The organism is Olsenella sp. SW781 (assembly GCF_012027725.1).
In the GTDB taxonomy this organism is placed as follows: domain Bacteria; phylum Actinomycetota; class Coriobacteriia; order Coriobacteriales; family Atopobiaceae; genus Thermophilibacter.
Genome location: NZ_SJOU01000009.1, coordinates 15,583 through 35,451, shown reverse-complemented (window position 1 = coordinate 35,451; position 19,869 = coordinate 15,583). Strand labels below are relative to the sequence as shown.

Here is a 19,869-nt window from a genome sequence, read left to right as displayed (position 1 = left end):
CTAGACCGCGGGAATCTCGTCGTCGTCCTCGGCGTCGACGACCTCGACGTGCACGGCCTCGGCGGGCGCGGACTCGGGGGTGATGTCGTCGGCCATGGCGGCGACGCGGTCGCTCACGGAGGAGACGGCGTCGCTCACCTGGGAGGACGCGTCGGCAACGGCGTTGGAGAGGGACTCGCGGAGCTGGTCCATGCGCTCGCGGGCGAGGTCGACCTTGGCGCGGAGCTCATCGGTCTTGGCGTCGACGGTGGGGCGGAAGTCGTTGATCTTGTCGTTCACGGCATTGGCGCCGCGCTCGTAGGTGTCGACGGCGGAGTCCCAGGCGTCGTTCATGGCGTCGGCGGCCATGGCGCGGCTCTCGGCGCCGGAGCGCGGGGCGAGCATGAGGCCGGCGATGACGCCGGCGCCGGCGCCCACGATGCTGCCGAGGATAAAGCCGATGGTCTTCTTGTTCATGTCTTCCTCCTGTCGGTCTGTGCTATGCGGGGCGCGCGTGCAGCGCCGAATTACGTCTGGTCGTGCTAGCGAACGAGGTGCGGACGCGGGGCGTCGATGAGGTCCCAGGGGTCCGCGGGCTTGGCGGGCTCGGGCTCAGGCTCAGGCTCAGGCTCCGGTTCCGGTTCCGGCTCGGGCTCCGGTTCTGCCTCGGGCTCCTCGGCCGGCCCCTCCGGCTCCGGGGACGGGACGGGCTCCTCATCCGGCTCTGCAGCATCGGGCAGAGGCTCCTCGTCCTCGACGGGCTCGGGCTCCTCCTCAATCACGAGCTGAGGCTCGGGTTCCGGCTCGGGGGCGTCGTCGACAGGCGCGGGCTCGGGAACGGGATGCATGACGCAGGTCTCGCCCGGCTCCTCGGACTCAGGCTCAGGCTCGGGTGCGGGCTCAGCGGGCTCCTCCTCGGACCACGCCGGCTCGGGCTCCTGGGCGGGCTCGACGGGCGCGGGGGCCGGGGCCTCCTCGACAGCCGGCTCCGCCTCGGGTTCAGGCTCGGGCTCGACGTCATTCCCGGCCGGGAGATCGGGCTCCGAAGAGCCCTCGTCCTTCTCGTCCAGGCTCTTGACGAGGGCGACCAGGCCCTCGACGGTAGCGGCCACGTCCGGCTTGGGGTCGCCCGCGCCGGAGAAGGCCCACTGGAGAATCCAGACCGCACTCGAGAGCGCGCCGGCCACGAGCACGTCGTCCGAGCAGGCGAGCGTGATCTGGTAGAGGCGGTCGCCCAGCTGCGTGGTGCGACCGCTCGAGATGTCCCCGGCGACGTCCGTCTGCGCGAGGAGCTCGACGGTCACGTGCTCGAGCAGGTGCGCGAGCTCGGTGTTGCCGGCGACCTCGGTGAAGCGCTCGGAGGAGTCCCCGAGGCAGATGTGGTCCATGAGACCGGGCAGGAGGTCGAACACGTGGGCGGTTCCCTCGATGTCGTCGCTCGTCATGACGGGAGCGCTCGGGGCAAGGGCAACCACGGCCTCGAGGTTCCTCGGGCCGACCGTCACCTTCTGGATGTCAAAGAGCTGGGCCATCGAGCTCCCTCCCTCGGTCCGCGCGGGACGCGGGCGACTGTGATTCACCCATTGTAGTGAAACTCGGCGGAAGAGGCTCTACTCCTTCGACGAGTCGACGTTCTCCTCGGTCTCAGCGTCCTCCTGGTCCTCCTCGGCGGGCGGCTCGGGTGCGATGACGCGGAGCATCGAGAGCCGGCGGCCGCGCATGGACTGCACGCGGAACTGATAGCCGTCCTTCTCGATGACGTCGCCGGGGCGCGGGAGCTTGTCGGCGAGCTCGAGCACGAAGCCGGCGACGGTCTCGTACTCCTCGTTGTCCTCGATGGGCCAGCCGAGCTCGATGGCGTCGTCGATGGAGAAGCGGCCGTCGACGAGCCACTCGCGGTCGGAGAGCTGGGTGAGGTACTTGTTGTCGGGGTCGAACTCGTCCTCGATCTCGCCGACGACCTCCTCGACGATGTCCTCGACCGTGATGATGCCGGCCGTGCCGCCGTACTCGTCGACGACGATGACCATCTGGTCGTGGCTGGACTGCATCTCGGAGAGCAGCGGGATGATGTCCTTGGTGTCGGGGACGTAGTCGGCGGTGCGGACATGCGCGGCGACGGCGTCGGCACCGCGGCCGTCATCGAGGATGGGGCTGATGAGGTCCTTGATGTGCGCGATGCCCACGATGCGGTCCACGGAGTCGTGGTAGATGGGGATGCGCGAGTATCCGGTGCGGCGCATGACGGTGAGGACCTCGGAGAGCGTGGAGGTGTCCTCCATCGCCGTCATGTCGACGCGCGGGACCATGACCTCGCGGGCTATGGTGTCGCCGAGGTCGATGACCTCGTGGATCATGGACTTCTCCTGATCCGTGAGCTCATCGGCGTCCGTCACCATGTACTTGATCTCCTCCTCGGAGACGCCCTCGCGCTCGTCGGCGGAGGCGATGCCCAGGAGGGCGGAGAGGCCGTTGGCGGACTTGGAGGTCAGCCAGACGAAGGGGCGCGCGACGTGCATGAACGTGCGGATGACGCCCGAGACCGACTTGGCAACGCCCTCGGAGTCCGCGAGCGCGATGCGCTTGGGGACGAGCTCGCCGACCACGATGGAGAGGTAGGAGACGGCGAGCGTGATGATGACGGGAGCGAGCGGCTGGGCGATGGCCTCCGGCATGCCGAGGCTCATGAACCATCCGCCGAGCGGGTCGGAGAGGCTCGTGCTGGCGAAGGCCGAGGAGGCAAAGCCGACGAGCGTGATGGCAACCTGGATCGTGGCGAGGAACTGGCCCGAGTCGGCGGAGAGCTTCAGGACGGCCTGCGAACGCTTGTCGCCCTCCTCTGCCTCCGGTTCGAGTATCGCTCGCTTTGCGGATACGACGGCCAGCTCCGACGCGGAGAAATAACCGTTGGCGAGCGTGAGCAGAAACGTGACGACAATACTAATGGCTACGTCCATGCGCGTGTGCGCGACCTCCTTGGTCTTGGGTCAGATACGTGCCTCCGGCAGGGACGATGGAGCCATCGGCACAATGGACTGATTTTAGCAGGTCTGGGGCGTGCGCGCATTCAACGTTATCTGAAGCCTAGGCTGGGGGAAGGCGGTGGCCAAGGGAGCCCGCGCCAATCTCCGACGCGTCAGGCACCAGGCTGTTTTTGCAATCAGGGGGATAGTGCGAAGAAACCGGCCGCTGGTCTGCAATCAGGGGGATAGTGTGAAGGTCGTTTTGGCCTCAGAAGCCCATTTTGGCGGGCCTCTGATCAGATCCAGCCACAAAATGCCTGTTGGCGATTCGTCGGCTACTCACCCGGTGCCCCAGAACCCTTCGCACTATCCCCCTGATTGCAGGACGGACGCGATTTTTTACGCACTATCCCCCTGATTGCAGGAAACGCGCCACCGTTGAGCGGGGCGAGGGGGCTAGATGACCGGGCCAGTATACGGGTGCTCCATCTCGTGCTTTGCAGTCTCCTCGCTCACGGGGCCGAACAGCTCCTCCCTCAGCTGCCTCCTGCGGTCGAGCATGCGCTGGGATGCGGGACGCCTGTAGATCCCAAGGGCCTGGGCGAGCTGCGTCATGAAGCTGTTGAGCTCGTCATTCGTTTTCAGAACGTCGTTCATGAGCCTCATGACGCGATAGCCCTCGCTCTCGAAGGCGCGCCGCCGGCGCTCGTCGCGGTTCATCGCCGCGGGCGTCCGGTGATACTTCTCGCTTTCGTACTCAAGAATCACCTTCTTATCAGGCCAGTAGAAGTCTGGGGTCAGCGTGTCTGACCCCACGATGGCCTCAAGATGGCTAGAGAGCCTGATCGTGGGATTCATCGCGAAGCCGGGGAGGTCGAAGCCGCCCACCGAACGGGGCATCATGAGGATGATCGCAACGTCGGTCTCACGCGGGGAGTTGGAGTTTGGCACGACGCACCTGAGGGCATCAGACGCAATTCTTGACCCGCGCGTGCCGGTTGCGCAGCATGAGCGGGCGTAGCCCTTGAGCTCCCCGAGATCGAGAAGCGGGCGGAGGTCCTGGATCACATCCGACCTATTACCTGCTTCGAAGCCGTAGGTCCCCGTCATCTCGTATGCGATGCGCGCAAGCTCGACCGGGGTCGACCCGCGGGCAAGCTGCACCAGGACCGCGGGCATCCGACAGACCGCGATGTCGTCATCAATATAGAAGAGGCTATTCGCCGGCAGGGGCGCCCCACACGAATGCGCCCTGATGAGCGGGCTCCTCATTCGCGCCCCGACCTTTGGCACGACGGCGTCTATCGGGGCCTCGGCACCGAGCAGCTCGATTGCGCGACGCGCGAGGGAGGTCGGGGTCTGAGGCAGGCGGCCGCATGTCCTGCCCACCATCTCAGGCTCCTGGAGGTTGCTCGAGGCAACCCTCGCCGCACGCCAGAACTCAAGCGCAGTGTTATGCCCGATTATCAGAGTCTGCTCAGCCATATATCATCCATTCCGTAGCGGAAATACAGGTTAACTATATAGGATTCGCTGAGCATACTAATGAGAAAAGACCGCCCGGGAGCGGAGGCGCCCCCGGGCGGTCGTTCTTCTCGCCTTGCGATTGCGGGCTTATGCCGTGAGCTCCTTCACGGCCTCGGTGGCAGCGGTGAGCTGTTCGTCGGAGGGAATCCAGTTGATGGCGAGGGTCTTCACCGGCATCTGGAAGCCCGCGGCCTCAAGCTCCTTGGCCACGTTGTTGGGACCCATCGGCGCCCAGCCGTACGAGCCGAAGGCCAGGCCCACGCGGTTCTCGTTCTTGGGCGAGAGGCCCTTCATGTACGTGAGGAAGCTGGCGACCGTGGGCAGCATCTGGCTGTTGAGCGTCGGGGAGCCCACGCACACGTACCTGCAGTCCATGAAGACGTCCATGACGTTGGAGATGTGGTTCTCCTTGAGGTCCATGAGCTGCGCGGGGATGCCGGCGGCGAGGAAGCCGTCCACGAGCGAGCGGGCGATCTTCTCGGTGGAGTGCCACATGGAGTCGTAGACCACGAGCGCACGCTCCTGGACCTCGCCGGAGACAAAGCCCTCGTAGGCGGAGAGGATGTCCTCTACGTGGCCGCGCCAGATGACGCCGTGCGCCGGGCAGATCATGTCGAGCGCATCCGGGCCGAGGCCGCGCACCGCCTTCACGGCCGCGGTGGCCTGCGCGCGGTAGGGCTGCACGATGTTGGCATAGTACTTGTGCGCCTGGTGCATGACCTCGCAGAGGTCGTTCTCGTCATCGAAGCGGCTGGAGCTGGCGAAGTGCTGGCCGAAGGCGTCGTTGGAGAAGAGGATCTTGTCGTAGGCGTCGTAGGTGACCATGTTGTCCGGCCAGTGGACCATCGGGGTCTGCACGAAGGTCAGCGTGCGCTTGCCGATGCAGAGGGTGTCGCCGGTCTTGACGCCGTGATAGCCGAGGTCGCCGAAGTGCGCGGTCATGTTCTTGACGCCCTGCGGCGCGGAGCAGTAGATCTCCGCCCCGGGCGCGAGCTCGTGGATCACGGAGGTGGAGCCGGAGTGGTCCATCTCGACGTGGTTTGCGATGAGGACGTCGATCTTGGAGGGGTCGATCACCGAGGAGATGCGCTCGAGGAGCTCGTCCTTGAACGTGATCTTTGCGGTGTCGATGAGCGTGACCTTCTCATCCAGGATGAGGTAGGCGTTGTAGGTGATGCCCGCCTCGGTGGTGTAGCCGTGGAACTCGCGGGCGTTCCAGTCGAGCGCGCCGACCCAGTAGACGTCCGGCTTGATCTGAACTGCGGAGAGCATGATTTCCTCCTGTGGTTAAGTGTTAGTGCTCCGGTGTCAATCCTAGCAGAACGGGCGGCCGGACCCGGGGGACCGACCGCCCGCGTGGGGGTCACGATGTCGCAGCGTGCAAAAGTGACTGTCCCTTTTGCACGTTACTTCTCGCCGGCGGCGCGGCGGGCGGCGTAGTCCTCCGCCAGGCGCTGCTGGATGTCGTGCGGCACCTGCTCGTAGCCGCTGACCTCCATCTCAAACTCGCCGGTGCCGCGGGAGAGCGAGCGCAGGCGGGTGGCGTAGTCGGTGACCTCGGCGTACGGGACGGTGGCGGAGATGGTGGTCTCGCCGGCCGCGGCGCCGGTGCCGGCCTCCATGCCCTCGACGCGGCCGCGGGAGGCGGAGACATCGCCCATCACGGAGCCGGCGTAGCTCTCGGGCACGGTGATGCGCAGGTGCGCCATGGGCTCAAGCAGCACGGGCTCGGCCTGGCTGACGGCCTTCTGGAAGCCGATGCGCGCGGCGGTCTTGAACGCCATCTCGTTGGAGTCGACCGGGTGGTAGGAACCCTCATAGACGGCGCACTTGACGTCGATCATCGGGTAGCCGGCGAGCACGCCCTCGCGCATGGTCTCCTGGACGCCCTTGTCGATGGCCGGGATGAAGCCGCGCGGGATGTGGCCGCCCACGACCTCGTCCACGAACTCGTAGCCGGCGCCCGGGTTGGGCTCGATGCGCAGCCAGCAGTCGCCGTACTGGCCGGCGCCGCCGGTCTGCTTCTTGTGACGGCCCTGGGCGGAGGCAACGCGACGGATGGTCTCGCGATACGGAATCTTGAGCGCCACGGTGTGGGCGGTGATGCCCGCGCGGTCCTCAAGGCGGTCAAGAAGGACGCTGACCTGCGCCTCGCCGATGGCGGAGATGACGGTCTGGCCGGTGTCCTCGTCGCGCTCCACCTTGAGGGTGGGGTCGGCGTCCGCGGACTTCTCGAGGAAGGCGTAGAGCTTGCCCTCGGTGCCGCGCGCGTCGGGCTCGATGGCAATGCGGTAGAGCGAGTTGGGGAAGCGGAACTCGGCGGCCTCGACCTTGCCGGTGACGGAGAGCGTGTCGCCGGTCATGGCCTCGAGCTTGGGAATCACGACGATGTCGCCAGCGGCTGCGGACTGGACGTCGGTGGTCTCCTTGCCGCACATCTGGTAGAGGTGGCCGAGGCGCTCGGACTTGCGCGTGCGGGCGTTGGTGAGCTCCATGCCCGGCGTGACGGTGCCGGCGAGGACCTTGAGGAAGGAGAGACGGCCGTTCTGCGGGTCGTTCAGGGACTTGAAGGCAAAGACCACGGGGCGCTCGTCGTCCTCGGAGATGTCGAGCTGCTCGCCGTTGACGAGCGGAATGCGGCCGAAGTCGGCCATCGTGGGGAACCACGCCACGGCGGCATCCATGAAGGAGATAACGCCCTCCTCGCGCACGCAGCTGCCGGCAAAGACGGGGACGAAGACGCGGTCGCGGATGGCCTTGGCGAGCAAGCCCTCGAGCTCGTCCTGCGTGACCTCCTCGCCCTCGAGGTACTTCATCATGACCTCGTCGTCGGCCTCCACCACGAGCTCGGTGAGCTGGGCGCGGGCGGCCTCGGCGGCGTCTGCGAACTCGGCGGGGACGTCCTCGACGACGGGCTTGCCGTTCTCGAGGTGGCGCGCCTTCATGTGGACGACGTCGATGATGCCCTTGAAGGCCTCGCCGGAGCCCATCGGGATGGTCACGGGCGCGAGGCTGTTGCCAAAGCGGTCCTGCAGCGCGGACATGGCGACGTCAAAGTCCGCGTCCGGACGGTCGATGCGGTTGACGAAGATCGCGCGCGCGAGGCTCTGCTCCTCGGCGGCGTACCACAGGCGGGTGGTGATGGTGCCCGGGCCCGAGGCGGCGTCGACCATGAAGAGCGCGGTCTCGCACGCGCTCATGGCGGCGTAGGCGTCGCCGACGAAGTCGGGGTAGCACGGGGCGTCGAGCACGTTCAGGCGCGTACCCTCCCAGATGATCGGGGCGATGGAGGTGGAGATGGAGAAGCCGCGCTCCCCTTCCTCGCCGTCGTAGTCAAGCGTGGGCTTGGTGCCGGCGTGGCCGCCGAGACGGGTGGTACGCCCCGTCAGGTGAAGCATGGCCTCCGCCAGCATGGTCTTGCCCACGCCGCCTTGGCCCACAAGGACCACGTTCTTGACCTTCTCCGTTCCCTTTGCAGCCATGATGCCTCCCTTGGACGGGGTCTGTGCACGATGTGACTCACCTTACCCACGTTTGGTCACGGCGTTGCGCACATATCGGGCAGCGGGCGATAAGAACGGTGAGGGCGTTGGCAGGGGGCGAGACAAGGGGGCATGCCACTGGCGTCAGGTTTATTTGGCACGCAAACCGCGCGTGCCAAATAAACCTGACGCCAGTGGCGCGGCCCGCCCCCTTGTCTCACTGGTCGTCGTTCTTCTCGCCCTTCTTGGGGAGGCGTCCTGCGCGACGCAGGGCGTCACGCAGGATCCACTCGACCTGGCCGTTGGCGCTGCGCATCTCATCGGCGGCCCAGCGCTCCACCGCGGCCCAGACCTCTGGGTCTATACGCAGGGGATATTGCTTGCGCGCGGCCACGTCGTCAGCGCCTTACTGGTAGAGGGAACCCGTGTTGAGGACGGGCTGGGCCTCGGACTCGCCGCAGAGGACGACCATCAGGTTGGACGCCATCACGGCCTTGCGGTCTTCGTCGAACTCCACCACGCCGCCGTCGGAGAGCTCCTTGAGCGCCATGTCCACCATGGAGACCGCGCCCTCGACGATCTTCTTGCGCGCGGCGATGATGGCCTCGGCCTGCTGGCGGCGCAGCATCGCCTGGGCGATCTCCGGCGCGTAGGCGAGGTGCGTGAGGCGGGCGTCGTCCACCGAGACGCCGGCCGGGGCGAGGCGCCGGTCGAGCTCCTCCTTGAGGGACTCGGAGACCTCCTCGATGTTGGAGCGCAGCGTGATGGAGCTGTTGGAGGCGTCGTCGTCCTCCATGTGGTCATAGGCGTAGATGCTCGCCACGTGGCGCAGCGCGGTCTCGGTCTGCATGGACACGTAGCTGGGATAGTGGTCTACGTCGAAGAGGGCCTTTGCGGTGTCTGCCACGTGCCAGACCACGACGGTCGCGATCTCGATGGGGTTGCCCATCTTGTCGTTGACCTTGAGGCGATCGCCGTTGAGCGTGCGCGCACGCAGGGAGACCTTGGTGGAGAGCGCCTTGGCGGCCGCGGCCGCCTTCACGGACGGGGTGCCCTCCTCCAGGCTGACGTCGATGGAGGCGCCGGTGCCGTCCGAGCCCAGGCTGTGGCTGTAGAAGGGGTTAACCCAGTAGAAGCCGGACTCGCGGACGGTGCCCACGTAGTTGCCAAAGAGCACGAGCACGCGGGCCTGGCCGGGCTGCAGCGAGAAGAAGCCGCAGCTGACGATGATGGCCACGATGAGCAGCACGATGCCGCCCACGAGCAGCGCGGGCCCCGCGACGGGCGCGGGCACGCCGGCCTCCTCGGCGGTGGCGAGGATGACGATGCCCTGAATCATGCCCCAGATGGCGGCGGCATAGGCGACGAGGGTGACGAAGAGCATGGGCCAGCCGGACGCGGCGCGGGCCTGCTTCTCTACGGTCATTGCAGTTCCTTTCCTGGTGACGGGCACGCCCCTTGGTGAGCGTCCTCGACTGAGGTCATTGTGATATCACATTGGTTTCTTTGCAAGCCTGTCGCGAACGACTGAGGCGCATATCGGCAAACGGTAGGTATACTGGTCCGTATGGGATACAAGACGTACACCTGCCCCATTTCGCGTGAATGCGGAGGCTGCGAGTGGCTCGCGGTCCCCTACCCCATACAGCTCCGGCGCAAGCAAGAGCAGGTCAGGGAGCTCCTCGGCGAGATGGTCCTTGCCGACGGCGGCGCACTCGAGGACATCCGCGGCATGGAGGAGCCGCTGCACTACCGCCACAAGGCGGCGACCCCGTTTGCCCATGCACCACGCGGACGCGTGCTGAGCGGATTCTACGCGGCGGGAACGCATCGGATCGTGCCGTGCTCCGACTGCCTCGTGGAGGATCGACGGGGCCGGCGTATCCTGAACGCCGTTGCCAGGGTCGCTGAGAGGATGCACATTCCGCCCTACGACGAGGACCGCGGCACCGGCGTACTGCGCCACGCCGTCGTGCGCTGCGGATACGCGACCGATGACGTAATGCTCGTGCTGGTGACACGCGTGAACGAGCTCAGGAACCGCGAACGCCTGGTGGGCGAGCTGCGCGCGACCTGTCCCGAGGTCACGACCATCGTGCAGAACGTGAACGACCGCAGGACGAACGCCATTCTCGGTCGCCTGTGTCACACGCTCTACGGGCCCGGCATCATGCACGACGAGCTGCTTGGGTGCCGTTTTGAGATCGGCCCCACGAGCTTCTACCAGACCAACCCGCAGCAGACCGAGGTGCTCTACCGGCTGGCAATCGAAGGGATCGGCGACGCAGGCCGCGTGCTCGACGCGTACTGCGGAACGGGAACCATCGGCATCTGCGCGGCAGCGCGACGGCCTAATCTGCAGATCGTCGGAGTCGAGCGAGTTGCCGCCGCCGTATCCTGCGCGCGGCGCAACGCCCAGGCAAACCGCGTCGAGAGACAGAGCGCGTTCGTGGCGGCCGACGCCACGGAATGGATGGCCGGCCGCGGACGCAACGAGCGTTTCGACGCCATCATCATGGATCCCCCACGCGCCGGGAGCACTCCGGAGTTCCTTGGCGGCGCGGCGGCCCTTGCGCCGGAACGCATCGTCTACGTCTCCTGCAATGTTGTGACGCAGGCACGCGACGTGGAGGTGCTCCGCTCGCTGGGATACCGGATTGAGCGCGTGACCTCGGTCGACATGTTCCCCCACACCAAGCACGTGGAGAGCGTCGCCGTGCTGGTTCGCCGCTAGGCCTTCCCGCAGCCAGGGGCGGAGGCGCGCAATCAGGCGGATAGTGGGAAGAAATTCGCCGCCGTCCTGCAATCGGCGGGATAGTGGGAAGCTTTTCCGGGGACGGGTCACGTATCGACGCCTGTGCTATCTGCAGATATTTAAATCTGAATCAATTTTTATCAAGAGAAAGGGCAATGACGGCCGAAAAAGGCTTCCCACTATCCCGCCGATTGCAGGACGGCGGCGAATTTCTTTCCACTATCCCGCTGATTGCACGGAGATGGCAGCCGCTCATACGACGCGGGCCGCCACCGAACTGGTGACGACCCGCGCGAACGTCTGGAGAGCGGCGCCTACTCAGGGTCAATCGCCACGGTCCCGTTGTCCCTCACATGAACGCGGCCGGCAGAGATGAGGCCCACGACCTCGGGATAGAGCTCGTGCTCAATCTCGTGGATGTGCTCCTCGAGCTCATCGACCGACCAGCCCTCCTCCACCGGAAGCGCGCGCTGCGCGATGATGGGGCCGGCGTCGTAGTCCGCGTTCGCGAAGTGCACGGTCACGCCGGTGACCTTGACGCCGCGGTCATAGGCGTCCTGGATGGCGTGCGCACCCGGGAAGCTCGGCAGCAGGGCGGGATGCAGGTTGACCACGCGGTTGGGGAACGACGCCAGGATGGGGTCGTGCACCTTGCGCATGTAGCCCGCCATGATGACGTACTCGACGCCGTGGCGCTTGAGCTCGGCGGCGATGATCTCGTCGGCCTGCTCCGGGTCGGCGTACACGTCCTTGGAGAGCGTGAGCGTCTGGATGCCTGCGGCCTCCGCGCGCTTGAGGCCATAGGCGCTCGGGCGCGAGCTCACCACGAGCTCGATGGAGGCGTCGAGCGAGCCGTCGGCAATCCGGTCGATGAGGGCCTGCAGGTTGGTGCCGCTGCCCGAGATGAGAACACCAATCCTAACGCTCATCGTCGTACACGACCTTCCCCTTCTCGCCCGGCGCACCGGCGATGACCTCGCCCATGACGAACGGCGCAAACCCCGCGTCCGCGAGTGCCGACATCACGGCGTCCTTGTCCTCGGCGGCGCAGATGACGCTCATGCCCACGCCCATGTTGAACGTGCGGTACGCCTCCTCGAGCGTGAGCTCGGCGGCGTTGATCATGTAGGTGATGACGGGCGGGATGTCCCAGGCAGGGCCAGACGCTCCCCCGCGATACACGAGCGCGTCAAGGCCCTCCGGCATGGCGCGGTCGAGGTTCTCGGTGATGCCGCCGCCGGTGATGTGGGCCATCGCGTGGATGGGGGCACCGGCGCGCAGCGCCTTGAGCAGGCCGCCGGCGTAGATCGTGGTCGGGCGCATCACGGCGTCGGCGAGCGACTCACCGCCCAGCTCGGGCAGCGGGGTCTCCAGCTCCTCGACGGTCTTGCCCTCGATGGCGACCTTGCGCACGAGCGAGTAGCCGTTGGAGTGGATGCCAGAGCTCGGCAGGCCGAGAATCACGTCGCCCTCGCGCACCTTGTCGGGGCCGATCATCTTGGGCCGGTCCACCACGCCCACGACGAAGCCGGCAAGGTCATAGTCGCCCTCGGCCATGACGCCCGGGTGCTCGGCCATCTCGCCGCCCACGAGCGCGCATCCGGACTTGCGGCAGCCCTCGGCAATGCCGCCCACGATCTTGGCCACGTGCTCGGCACGTAGCTTGCCAATGGCAACGTAGTCGAGGAAGAACAGCGGCTCGGCGCCGATGGGCACCACGTCGTCAACGCACATCGCCACGAGGTCCTCGCCCACCGTCTCATGACGGTCGAGCAGCTGCGCGATGGCGAGCTTGGTGCCCACGCCGTCGGTGCCGGAGACCAGGATCGGCTCCTCCATGTCCTTGAGCGCCGCGGCCGAGAAGCACGACCCAAACCCCCCGAGGCCACCGATGACCTCCGGTCGGTTGGTCGTTGCCACGGCGGCCTTGATCGCGTCGACGGCACGGGCTCCCTCGGCCGTGTCGACGCCGGCGTCCGCATAGCTCACATGCTTGGTGTTCTCGGCCATCTCGCTCCTTTCCGCCACAATCGCCCGGGGCCGTCCCTAGGCGTTCAGGCATTGCTCCGCTTCTTCGAGCGGCATATGCGAGGTCGCAGACGCCGCCTCAAGGTTGTTGGGCTCGTACCCGGGCAGGAACTTGTCCTCCCAGAACGAGCGGGGTATCTCCACGGGGTACTCCCCGGTAAAGCACGCCTTGCAGTAGCCGCCCTGCGGGACGCAGTCGAGCAGGCCCTCGATGGAGAGGAAGCCCACCGAGTCCGCCTCGATGTAGGCGCGAATCTCCTCGAGCGACATGTTGGCGGCGATGAGCTGGTCCTGGTTCGCCGTGTCGATGCCGTAGAAGCAGGGCCACGTGACCATGGGGGAGGCCGAGCGGACGTGCACCTCGGTTGCGCCCGCCGCCTTGAGCATGCGCACGATTTGCCGCGAGGTGGTGCCGCGGACGATGGAGTCGTCGACCATCACCAGTCGCTTGCCACGCACCACGTCAGGCAGGGCGTTGAGCTTCAGGCGGACGCCCATCTGTCGCAGCTCGGGCGTGGGCTGGATGAAGGTGCGCGCCACGTAGCGGTTCTTGATGAGCCCGGTCCCGAAGGGAATTCCCAGCTCCTGCGCAAACCCCTCGGCGGCAGGCGTACCCGAGTCCGGCACGGAGATCACGAGGTCGGCATCGACGGGCGTCTCCCGAGCGAGCCGGCGACCCATGTTGTGGCGCATGAGGTAGAAGCTCGAGCCGTCCTTCACGGAGTCGGGACGCGAGAAGTACACGTGCTCGAAGATGCAGTCGGCGCGACACCCCGGCTCGCAGCCGCGCTCGGAGCGCAGGCCGTCCTCCGAGATGCGGACGATCTCGCCGGGCTCGATCTCTCGCACGAACGTCGCTCCCGAGATGTCGAGCGCGCACGTCTCGCTCGCCACGACCCAGCCGTCATCGCCCAGCCGCCCCAGGACGAGCGGGCGGATGCCATGCGGGTCGCGGAACGCGTAGAGCGCGTTCTCGCGCACCAGCACCATGGCGTACCCGCCCTCGAGCATGCGCATCGTGTGCGCGATTCCCGTGCGCAGGCGGCCGGCGCGCTGCGTGAAGTATCCGATGAGCTTGGCAGCGACCTCCGAGTCCGTGCTCGACCGGAAGGGGATTCCCATCTCGATGAGCTCGCGGCGGAGGCTGTCAAAGTTGACGAGCGTCCCGTTGTGCGCGAGCGCGATGATGACGTCGTTGATGGTGGAGAGATGCGGCTGCGCCGACTCCCACCCCTTGGCCCCCGCGGTGCCGTACCGGCAGTGCCCGCAGGCCACCTTGCCCGGCATCGCCGCGAGGTCGGCGTCGGAGAACACCTGCGTCACAAGGCCGAGGTCCTTGCGGATAAGAACCGTCCGCCCGTCGCCCACGGCGATTCCGGCGGACTCCTGGCCACGGTGCTGCAGGGCGCGCAGGGCGAAGTACGTCATGCGCGCGACGTCACGCCCCGGAGCCCAGACGCCAAAGACGCCGCACTCCTCGTGCAGCTTGTCGTCAGGGCAATCGGTAGGCTGGGGCATCTCGCCCCTCGTCGCGAGGGTGTCCCCAGAGAGCGTCGTCACCCTTCCCCCTTACTCGCCCGCGGCTGCCGTCGCCGCCGCGGCCTCGGACTTGAGTGCGCACACGAGGATGACGCGGCCCTTGTCGCTGTCCTCGTAATAGCAGGTGCAGAGCGAGAGCGCCTTGGTCATCCCGTTGATGACCTGGGCGGCGTCGCTCCGGCTCGCCACCGCCTGGCCCAGCAGGCCGGAGAGGTAGGTGTGCAGCTCGTCCGTTGAGCCAAAGTTGAACTGGCGGACGTTGGTGTCATCAGCGGTGGTCTGGTAGATGAACAGCGGCTCGAGCTCGTAGCTCGCCTCCTCCGTCACGTACCAGACGGTTGAGACGCTGTCGAACACCTGCTGGTCCTGCATGTCGGAGACCGGCTTGAACATGGAGCCGTTGCGCAGGTGGTGGCCATAGACGATTGTCTGGGCGTCGGCCATGCCCGGCTTTGCGTTCTCGTAGTCCAGGAAGACCTGACCACCGAGGGAGTACGTCCCCTCTGCGCTGGTATGCAGGTACTTCTCGTTATCCTGTGCCTGATAGACCGGGTAGTTGACCCCCGTGCCCGGAATCTGCACCCAGCCGACCACGTCTCCGTTCACGGCCTTGAGGCCCTCCCAGTCGACCTGCGGGGCGGTCGAGCCGTCGTCCGAGAGGGTGGCGTACTCGGCAAGCTCCTCGTTGATGCGGTCCTGCTCGCCGTACTGCCACTGGTTGTAGATGAACATGCCGGCCGCGGCGGCAATCAGACCGATGCCCACCACGAACAGGATGACCGAGAGCACCCGCGCCACGCGCTTCTTGGGGTCCCGGCTCCGGCGCCCAGAAAGGTCATATGGATCGGTCTCGACGAAGTGCGGCTCTCTGCGCCGACGGTCATGCCCACGGGACGACCCACCAGGATCGGACACCACGGAGACGAACCCCTCGCTCGCTCGCGGCATGCCCGCGGCGTGCGGGTTGCCCACCGGAGCGTGGTATGACTCGTCGCCGCCGCGGCGGGTGCGCAGGCGCCGGGACGCGTCATCGTCCGTCGCGTATCGAGGCGCAGCATGAGCCGACCTCGGCGACGGGCGAGAAGAACGGACGAATCCCCGCGGGTCGGTCCCTTCGGGCTGCTTGAAGTGAGACGCCATGCGTGGCTCTCCTTAGGCCTCGGCCATCTGACGCTTGAACTCGACGATCTTCTCGCGATACTCGGGCATGGTGGCGCCGAGGATCTGCGTGGCGTAGATGGCGGCGTTCTTGGCGCCGTTGATGGCGACGCAGGCCACCGGCACGCCGGAGGGCATCTGGACCATGGAGAGCAGCGAGTCCATGCCGCCGAGGTCGGAGGTCTTCATCGGCACGCCGATGATGGGCAGCGGCGTAAAGGCCGCAACGACGCCGCCGAGGTGCGCGGCCTTGCCGGCGGCGGCGATGATGACCTTGAGGCCGCGGTCGGCAGCGGACCCCGCCCACTCGTGGACCTTGTCGGGGTTGCGGTGCGCGCTGGCGATGACCAGCTCGTACGGAACGCCCAGCTCCTCGAGCTGCTTGGTGCACCCCTCCATGGTGGGCATGTCGGACTTGGACCCCATGATGATTCCCACGAGCGGCTGGTCTGCCATGATGCTCCTCTCGGTTGGTTTTTCGCTCCCCCAGTATACGCGACCGGCAGCGAGCGACCACGGGCGCAAGGGCGCGGGCACACGGTCACGCCTGCTTCTCCGCGGTCTCCTTCCTGGGGTCCTGGACGATCACGGACGGCTCTACCTTCAGGGGCGGAATTCCCAGGCGAAGGTCTCGCTCCTGCTCCTCGCGCAGGCGCTCCCAGATCCACGTCCTGAGCAGGCTCTGGCGGGGCTGGCCGCACCGACGCGCCTGCTCGTCGATCTGCTTGACCATGTGTATGGGCAGATCGAGGTTAATCTTCTTGGTGAGCGTAGTTATGAAGATTGCGTCCGGGTCGGGCTCAATCCACTTGGCGTTCTCATCGTCCAAGAAGTCACTGATGTCCTCGCCGTTGTCGAACATCTCGTCAAACTCTTCGACGGTTATCTTTCTCTTGCCATCTTTTGAAACGATCATATGCCTCGACCTCCTTCTTCCTCGAACGCCTTACCGATATGATGCGCACGTGCTGTTTGCGATAGGTGACAATCGCCGTCCAATGAATCCCACCGATTATTCCGAACACCGCATAGCGCTCGTCATCGCTTCCTGGCTTGGTCGGCTTCTGCAGGACTGGCCGATTCCAGAGCGCCTGCGCCGCCACGAAATCAATTCCGTGCTTCTCGAAGTTCTTCCTGCTCTTCTCCGGGTCCCACTCAAAATCCTTTGGCCTCATCGCTCCTCCCCACTATAGCAAAGATATTGATTTGGTATTGATTCGATGCGCTTATGGCGCCCACCCTAGCAGAGGGCACTTTCCCGAAGCTTCCACCAACCTCTCACGCAGCTGTCACGCCACCTGACTTCCTGCTGGCAGGAACCCCTGCGGAGAACCGTCCGGAATTGAATCGGCAATCTTTCCTCCACACCGCGCGCACATTGGCGATAAGAGACTGGGCAATTGGGACGTCAGCGCGCCGCGCGGCGAAAAAAGGTCTATCCTTGCCTGCGTACGCTGGTCCATCAGTCCGCGGACAAAGGAGAATCCCATGAACAACGCCAGCAATCTGTACCTCTACCAGCGCGAGGGCGGCTACCTGCCGCGCGTCGCGGCCGTTCACGACCTGTGCGGCTACGGCAAGTGCTCCCTTGGCGTGGCCATCCCGGTGCTCTCGGCGGCCGGCATCGACGTGTGCCCCGTGCCCACGTCGCTCTTCTCTGCGCACACGCGCTTCCCCAAGTTCTACATGCACGACACCACGCCCATGCTCACCGAGTACCTCGACGCCTGGCGCGAGGAGGGCATCGAGCTCGACGGCATCTACTCGGGCTTCCTAGGCTCAGCCGAGCAGGTTGACGCCATCCTGCGCCTCTATCGCGAGTACCCCAAGGCGCTCCGCATCGTGGACCCGGTGATGGGCGACGGCGGCTCCAAGTACCCCACCTATACCGATGAGATGTGCGAGGCCATGAAGGGCCTGGTGGACGGCGCCGACGTGCTCACGCCCAACCTCACCGAGGCCTCGATCCTCACCGGCATCGCCTATGCGGGACAGGACGTCGACGAGGGCTATATCGGGGGCATGATGGACGCGCTCCTTGGCATGGGAGCGAAGTCCGTGGTGCTCAAGGGCGTTGTCCACGAGGGCGAGAGCATCATCCGCAACTACGTGAGCGTGGTGGGCGGGGACGTCGAGGAGGTCTCGAGCAAGCTGCTCCCCTACATGCTCCACGGAACGGGCGACCTCTTTGCGTCTGGCCTCACCGCGGCCATTTACGCCGGAAAGAACCTGCTCTCCGCCGTCGAGTTTGCCGGAAGCCTCGTCCGTCACGCGATGGAGATCACGCCGGAGCAGCCCGACTATCAGGTCCGCGGCGTCAGCTTTGAGAGCGTGCTCGGAGACGTGACCGCACTTCTCGCATAACACGCCGATTCCGGCCAAAACGCGTCACCCAGCCCCGCCCCTAGAGGCGGGGCTCTTCGTTTCAAGGTCGCATAACCTGACATTTCAGGGCGTATTTCGCTCGTTTTGTCGGGTTATGCGACGTTGCCGCCCGCAGGACCCGAACGATCCCGCGGGCGGCAACAAGGCGTTCAACTATGCCTTAGAGGCAGAACCCCACGACAACGGCCAGCTCACGCCCGCCGTTGCGATAGTAGTGCGGGCTGCCCTCCGGCGTGACGGTCATGTAGTACATGCCGGCGCTCGGCTCAGGCGTGCGGAGCCACCAGTCCGACCCGCTGCTCAGACGCAGATAGTCAAAGCCGTCGTTCCACGTCACGCCGGCGTCGGAATAGACCTGGTACTGCGAGCCCTCCATCTGGTACCCGGTGTAGTCGCCGTTGGTGGTCTGTGCGGCAACGTCCCCGGAAAGCTCGGAGCACGAGGGAATCCAGATGCTCTCGGCCGTGATGGACTGGCCGCCGCCCACGCTGGCGGGGTTGTTGGTGATCTTGCTCACGGGCACGATGGCGGCGGAAAGGTCCTCGGGCAGCTGGCCCATGAGGGACTGGTTGAGCCACGAGCGCAGGGTGGCCTGCTCCCACAGGACCGCCTCGCCAGAGGCGTTGAGCGGCTGGGTGCCAACAGACGCACGAGTAACGAAGCTGATGCCAGCGACGCCCGATCCGTCGGCCTTGTCGTCGTGTCGGAACCCGGCGATGGTCACGGGGACGACGGTGCCGTCGGCAAGCGCCATGTCCTTGGTGTTCTCGATGTTGAGTCGGCCCGAGGCGTCGCACAGGTTGTACTGGGCGGCAATCTCAAGCCCCTCGTCATCGCTCGACGCATCGGCGATGAGCGCAGAGATCTGTGAGAGCTCCTCCCACGAGTAGTCGGCGAAGGCGGCGCGGACCTCGGGGGAGCCCTCCTCCGGCGCGGGCTCCTCCTCTTGCTCCTCCTGGGGCTCGAGCGTCTCGACCGGCTCGGTTGAGGGCTGCTCGACCGGGGGCGCAGGCTCGTCCTTCGGGGCGAACGGCCCCAGCCAGCTCGTGGCAACCGCATAGCACACGCCGCCAACGAGAACAGCGGCGATAGCCGCGCAGACGCCGAGAACGATGCGGCGATCGGGCTGGAAGCTCTTCATGCGGTCGCTCACGCGCGCGGCGCCGTCCCTCACGCGGTCGAAGGCCTCCGTCGGGAACGACGAGGCGGGCTCATCATCTACGACGGCGGAAGCGGGCTCAAAGTCAGGCAGGGCGTCGACCGCAGGCTGGAACTGAATGCTCGACGTGTCGTCAAGCTCAGCGGACGGGGCGTCATCCAGACCGGGAAGGTCCTGCAGCTCCTGCTGGAGCTCGGACTCAGGCTCGGAGACGGCGGGAGCCTCGCCGGCGGGCATGGCAAAGTCGACGGTCTTCTCGGCGTCCAGCGTCTCGGCGGGGGCTGCCTCGGCGGCTTCCACCGTCTTCGGGACGTCGAACGCTTCCTGCTCCTGCACCGGAGGCTCCTGCGACGCGGGCGAGGCGGACGCCGCGCGCTCCCGGAGCGTCCGCCTCGCCGCGGCACTCTCCTCGGGACGCAGCGCGTCATAGGAGGCGTTGTAGTGCGTGTAGGGCGAGCGACGAGAGGCGCTCTGGCTGCTGTGGGGGACGTACGGGCGCGGGATGCGCGGCGTCACGCGCACCGCGCGAGGCGGCGGCGCGACGGGCACCAGCGGCACCGCGCCGGCAGCCATGGGGTCGAGGGGTTCCTCGAGTTTCTTGGGTGCCGGCACCTCTTCGACCGGGGCACCGCATCCAGGGCAGAAACGAGCCTTCTCGGGCAGCTCCTCACCGCACTTCTTGCACTTCACGTTGGGTCCCTTCCCTAGCTCTCCAAGCTTTTACGTTAACACGACAGAGGTTAGGGAAGTATTAGAACGTCGCAGACCGTCGATAGACGGTGCCGTATAAAGGGGCCGTTGAGGGGCGCGTTGCCAACCGACCGCCAAGGGCGGAAAACCGAGGACCGCCAAGAGAAAAGGACCGCACGGGAACGGGAACCCGTGCGGCCCTTG

18 protein-coding genes are annotated in these 19,869 nt (G+C 66.2%); 2 read left to right on the top strand and 16 right to left on the bottom strand.

Translation table 11 applies throughout. The features are described 5' to 3' along the window. From E0L17_RS06710 to E0L17_RS06675, 8 genes are all read right to left on the bottom strand, one after another. Complete coding sequence (locus E0L17_RS06710) at positions 1-456, bottom strand: YtxH domain-containing protein (RefSeq protein ID WP_167930486.1); 456 nt, start codon at positions 454-456, stop codon at positions 1-3. 65 nt (positions 457-521) lie between these two features. Next, complete coding sequence (locus E0L17_RS10920) at positions 522-1,511, bottom strand: cyanophycin synthetase family protein (protein ID WP_206109042.1); 990 nt, start codon at positions 1,509-1,511, stop codon at positions 522-524. Positions 1,512-1,589: 78 nt separating this feature from the next. Beyond that, a complete protein-coding gene (locus tag E0L17_RS06700) occupies positions 1,590-2,936 on the bottom strand; it encodes a hemolysin family protein (RefSeq protein ID WP_167930485.1) in 1,347 nt (448 codons plus the stop codon). Positions 2,937-3,398: 462 nt separating this feature from the next. After that, on the bottom strand, positions 3,399-4,427 hold the full coding sequence (locus E0L17_RS06695; protein ID WP_167930484.1) for a DUF559 domain-containing protein: 1,029 nt from the start codon (positions 4,425-4,427) through the stop codon (positions 3,399-3,401). Between the two features lie 129 nt (positions 4,428-4,556). Continuing rightward, complete coding sequence (locus E0L17_RS06690) at positions 4,557-5,741, bottom strand: FprA family A-type flavoprotein (RefSeq protein WP_167930483.1); 1,185 nt, start codon at positions 5,739-5,741, stop codon at positions 4,557-4,559. Positions 5,742-5,875: 134 nt separating this feature from the next. Then, positions 5,876-7,951 (bottom strand): elongation factor G, encoded by a 2,076-nt coding sequence (locus tag E0L17_RS06685; RefSeq protein WP_167930482.1) that lies wholly within the window; start codon positions 7,949-7,951, stop codon positions 5,876-5,878. A 217-nt stretch (positions 7,952-8,168) separates the two neighbouring features. Beyond that, positions 8,169-8,345 carry a type II toxin-antitoxin system antitoxin gene (locus E0L17_RS06680; RefSeq protein ID WP_167930481.1) on the bottom strand — a complete coding sequence of 59 codons (177 nt, stop codon included), beginning with the start codon at positions 8,343-8,345 and terminating at the stop codon, positions 8,169-8,171. Between the two features lie 12 nt (positions 8,346-8,357). Beyond that, positions 8,358-9,377: an SPFH domain-containing protein gene (locus E0L17_RS06675; protein WP_167930480.1), complete on the bottom strand. Its 1,020-nt coding sequence runs from the start codon at positions 9,375-9,377 to the stop codon at positions 8,358-8,360. Positions 9,378-9,518: 141 nt separating this feature from the next. Here E0L17_RS06675 and rlmD point away from each other — a divergent pair, with 141 nt between their 5' ends. Then, positions 9,519-10,685 (top strand): 23S rRNA (uracil(1939)-C(5))-methyltransferase RlmD, encoded by a 1,167-nt coding sequence (gene rlmD, locus E0L17_RS06670; protein ID WP_167930479.1) that lies wholly within the window; start codon positions 9,519-9,521, stop codon positions 10,683-10,685. Between the two features lie 335 nt (positions 10,686-11,020). Here the strand turns inward: rlmD and purN are convergent, their stop codons facing one another. The 7 genes from purN to E0L17_RS06635 form a co-directional block, all read right to left on the bottom strand. Then, positions 11,021-11,635 carry a phosphoribosylglycinamide formyltransferase gene (gene purN / locus E0L17_RS06665; protein ID WP_167930478.1) on the bottom strand — a complete coding sequence of 205 codons (615 nt, stop codon included), beginning with the start codon at positions 11,633-11,635 and terminating at the stop codon, positions 11,021-11,023. Continuing rightward, the gene (gene purM, locus E0L17_RS06660) at positions 11,625-12,716 is read right to left on the bottom strand and encodes a phosphoribosylformylglycinamidine cyclo-ligase (protein ID WP_167930477.1); all 1,092 of its coding nucleotides are present in this window, start codon (positions 12,714-12,716) and stop codon (positions 11,625-11,627) included. Before purM ends, purN begins: the two co-directional genes overlap by 11 nt. Positions 12,717-12,752: 36 nt before the next feature. Continuing rightward, on the bottom strand, positions 12,753-14,252 hold the full coding sequence (gene purF / locus E0L17_RS06655; RefSeq protein WP_167930476.1) for an amidophosphoribosyltransferase: 1,500 nt from the start codon (positions 14,250-14,252) through the stop codon (positions 12,753-12,755). A 51-nt stretch (positions 14,253-14,303) separates the two neighbouring features. Beyond that, positions 14,304-15,413, bottom strand: a complete 1,110-nt coding sequence (locus E0L17_RS06650; protein ID WP_167930475.1) for a class B sortase — start codon at positions 15,411-15,413, stop codon at positions 14,304-14,306. A 12-nt stretch (positions 15,414-15,425) separates the two neighbouring features. Further along, positions 15,426-15,887 (bottom strand): 5-(carboxyamino)imidazole ribonucleotide mutase, encoded by a 462-nt coding sequence (gene purE, locus E0L17_RS06645; RefSeq protein ID WP_167930474.1) that lies wholly within the window; start codon positions 15,885-15,887, stop codon positions 15,426-15,428. A gap of 85 nt (positions 15,888-15,972) precedes the next feature. Further along, positions 15,973-16,347, bottom strand: coding sequence for a type II toxin-antitoxin system BrnA family antitoxin (brnA, locus tag E0L17_RS06640; protein ID WP_167930473.1), 375 nt, complete (start codon positions 16,345-16,347; stop codon positions 15,973-15,975). Further along, positions 16,298-16,606 carry a BrnT family toxin gene (locus E0L17_RS06635; RefSeq protein WP_167930472.1) on the bottom strand — a complete coding sequence of 103 codons (309 nt, stop codon included), beginning with the start codon at positions 16,604-16,606 and terminating at the stop codon, positions 16,298-16,300. Before E0L17_RS06635 ends, brnA begins: the two co-directional genes overlap by 50 nt. A 313-nt stretch (positions 16,607-16,919) precedes the next feature. On the opposite strand from E0L17_RS06635, the gene E0L17_RS06630 reads away from it, so the two are divergent. Next, positions 16,920-17,795: a pyridoxamine kinase gene (locus tag E0L17_RS06630; protein ID WP_167930471.1), complete on the top strand. Its 876-nt coding sequence runs from the start codon at positions 16,920-16,922 to the stop codon at positions 17,793-17,795. A 181-nt stretch (positions 17,796-17,976) separates the two neighbouring features. Here the strand turns inward: E0L17_RS06630 and E0L17_RS11240 are convergent, their stop codons facing one another. Then, a complete protein-coding gene (locus E0L17_RS11240) occupies positions 17,977-19,665 on the bottom strand; it encodes a DUF6273 domain-containing protein (protein WP_167930470.1) in 1,689 nt (562 codons plus the stop codon). Positions 19,666-19,869 lie beyond the last annotated feature (204 nt).

What these genes read in the sequence shown, in the direction of transcription:
- E0L17_RS06710 (WP_167930486.1), bottom strand. Translation starts at nt 456, where the DNA reads ATGAACAAGAAGACCATCGGCTTTATCCTCGGCAGCATCGTGGGCGCC.
- E0L17_RS10920 (WP_206109042.1), bottom strand. Translation starts at nt 1,511, where the DNA reads ATGGCCCAGCTCTTTGACATCCAGAAGGTGACGGTCGGCCCGAGGAAC.
- E0L17_RS06700 (WP_167930485.1), bottom strand. Translation starts at nt 2,936, where the DNA reads ATGGACGTAGCCATTAGTATTGTCGTCACGTTTCTGCTCACGCTCGCC.
- E0L17_RS06695 (WP_167930484.1), bottom strand. Translation starts at nt 4,427, where the DNA reads ATGGCTGAGCAGACTCTGATAATCGGGCATAACACTGCGCTTGAGTTC.
- E0L17_RS06690 (WP_167930483.1), bottom strand. Translation starts at nt 5,741, where the DNA reads ATGCTCTCCGCAGTTCAGATCAAGCCGGACGTCTACTGGGTCGGCGCG.
- E0L17_RS06685 (WP_167930482.1), bottom strand. Translation starts at nt 7,951, where the DNA reads ATGGCTGCAAAGGGAACGGAGAAGGTCAAGAACGTGGTCCTTGTGGGC.
- E0L17_RS06675 (WP_167930480.1), bottom strand. Translation starts at nt 9,377, where the DNA reads ATGACCGTAGAGAAGCAGGCCCGCGCCGCGTCCGGCTGGCCCATGCTC.
- rlmD (WP_167930479.1), top strand. Translation starts at nt 9,519, where the DNA reads ATGGGATACAAGACGTACACCTGCCCCATTTCGCGTGAATGCGGAGGC.
- purN (WP_167930478.1), bottom strand. Translation starts at nt 11,635, where the DNA reads ATGAGCGTTAGGATTGGTGTTCTCATCTCGGGCAGCGGCACCAACCTG.
- purM (WP_167930477.1), bottom strand. Translation starts at nt 12,716, where the DNA reads ATGGCCGAGAACACCAAGCATGTGAGCTATGCGGACGCCGGCGTCGAC.
- purF (WP_167930476.1), bottom strand. Translation starts at nt 14,252, where the DNA reads ATGCCCCAGCCTACCGATTGCCCTGACGACAAGCTGCACGAGGAGTGC.
- E0L17_RS06650 (WP_167930475.1), bottom strand. Translation starts at nt 15,413, where the DNA reads ATGGCGTCTCACTTCAAGCAGCCCGAAGGGACCGACCCGCGGGGATTC.
- purE (WP_167930474.1), bottom strand. Translation starts at nt 15,887, where the DNA reads ATGGCAGACCAGCCGCTCGTGGGAATCATCATGGGGTCCAAGTCCGAC.
- brnA (WP_167930473.1), bottom strand. Translation starts at nt 16,347, where the DNA reads ATGATCGTTTCAAAAGATGGCAAGAGAAAGATAACCGTCGAAGAGTTT.
- E0L17_RS06635 (WP_167930472.1), bottom strand. Translation starts at nt 16,606, where the DNA reads ATGAGGCCAAAGGATTTTGAGTGGGACCCGGAGAAGAGCAGGAAGAAC.
- E0L17_RS06630 (WP_167930471.1), top strand. Translation starts at nt 16,920, where the DNA reads ATGAACAACGCCAGCAATCTGTACCTCTACCAGCGCGAGGGCGGCTAC.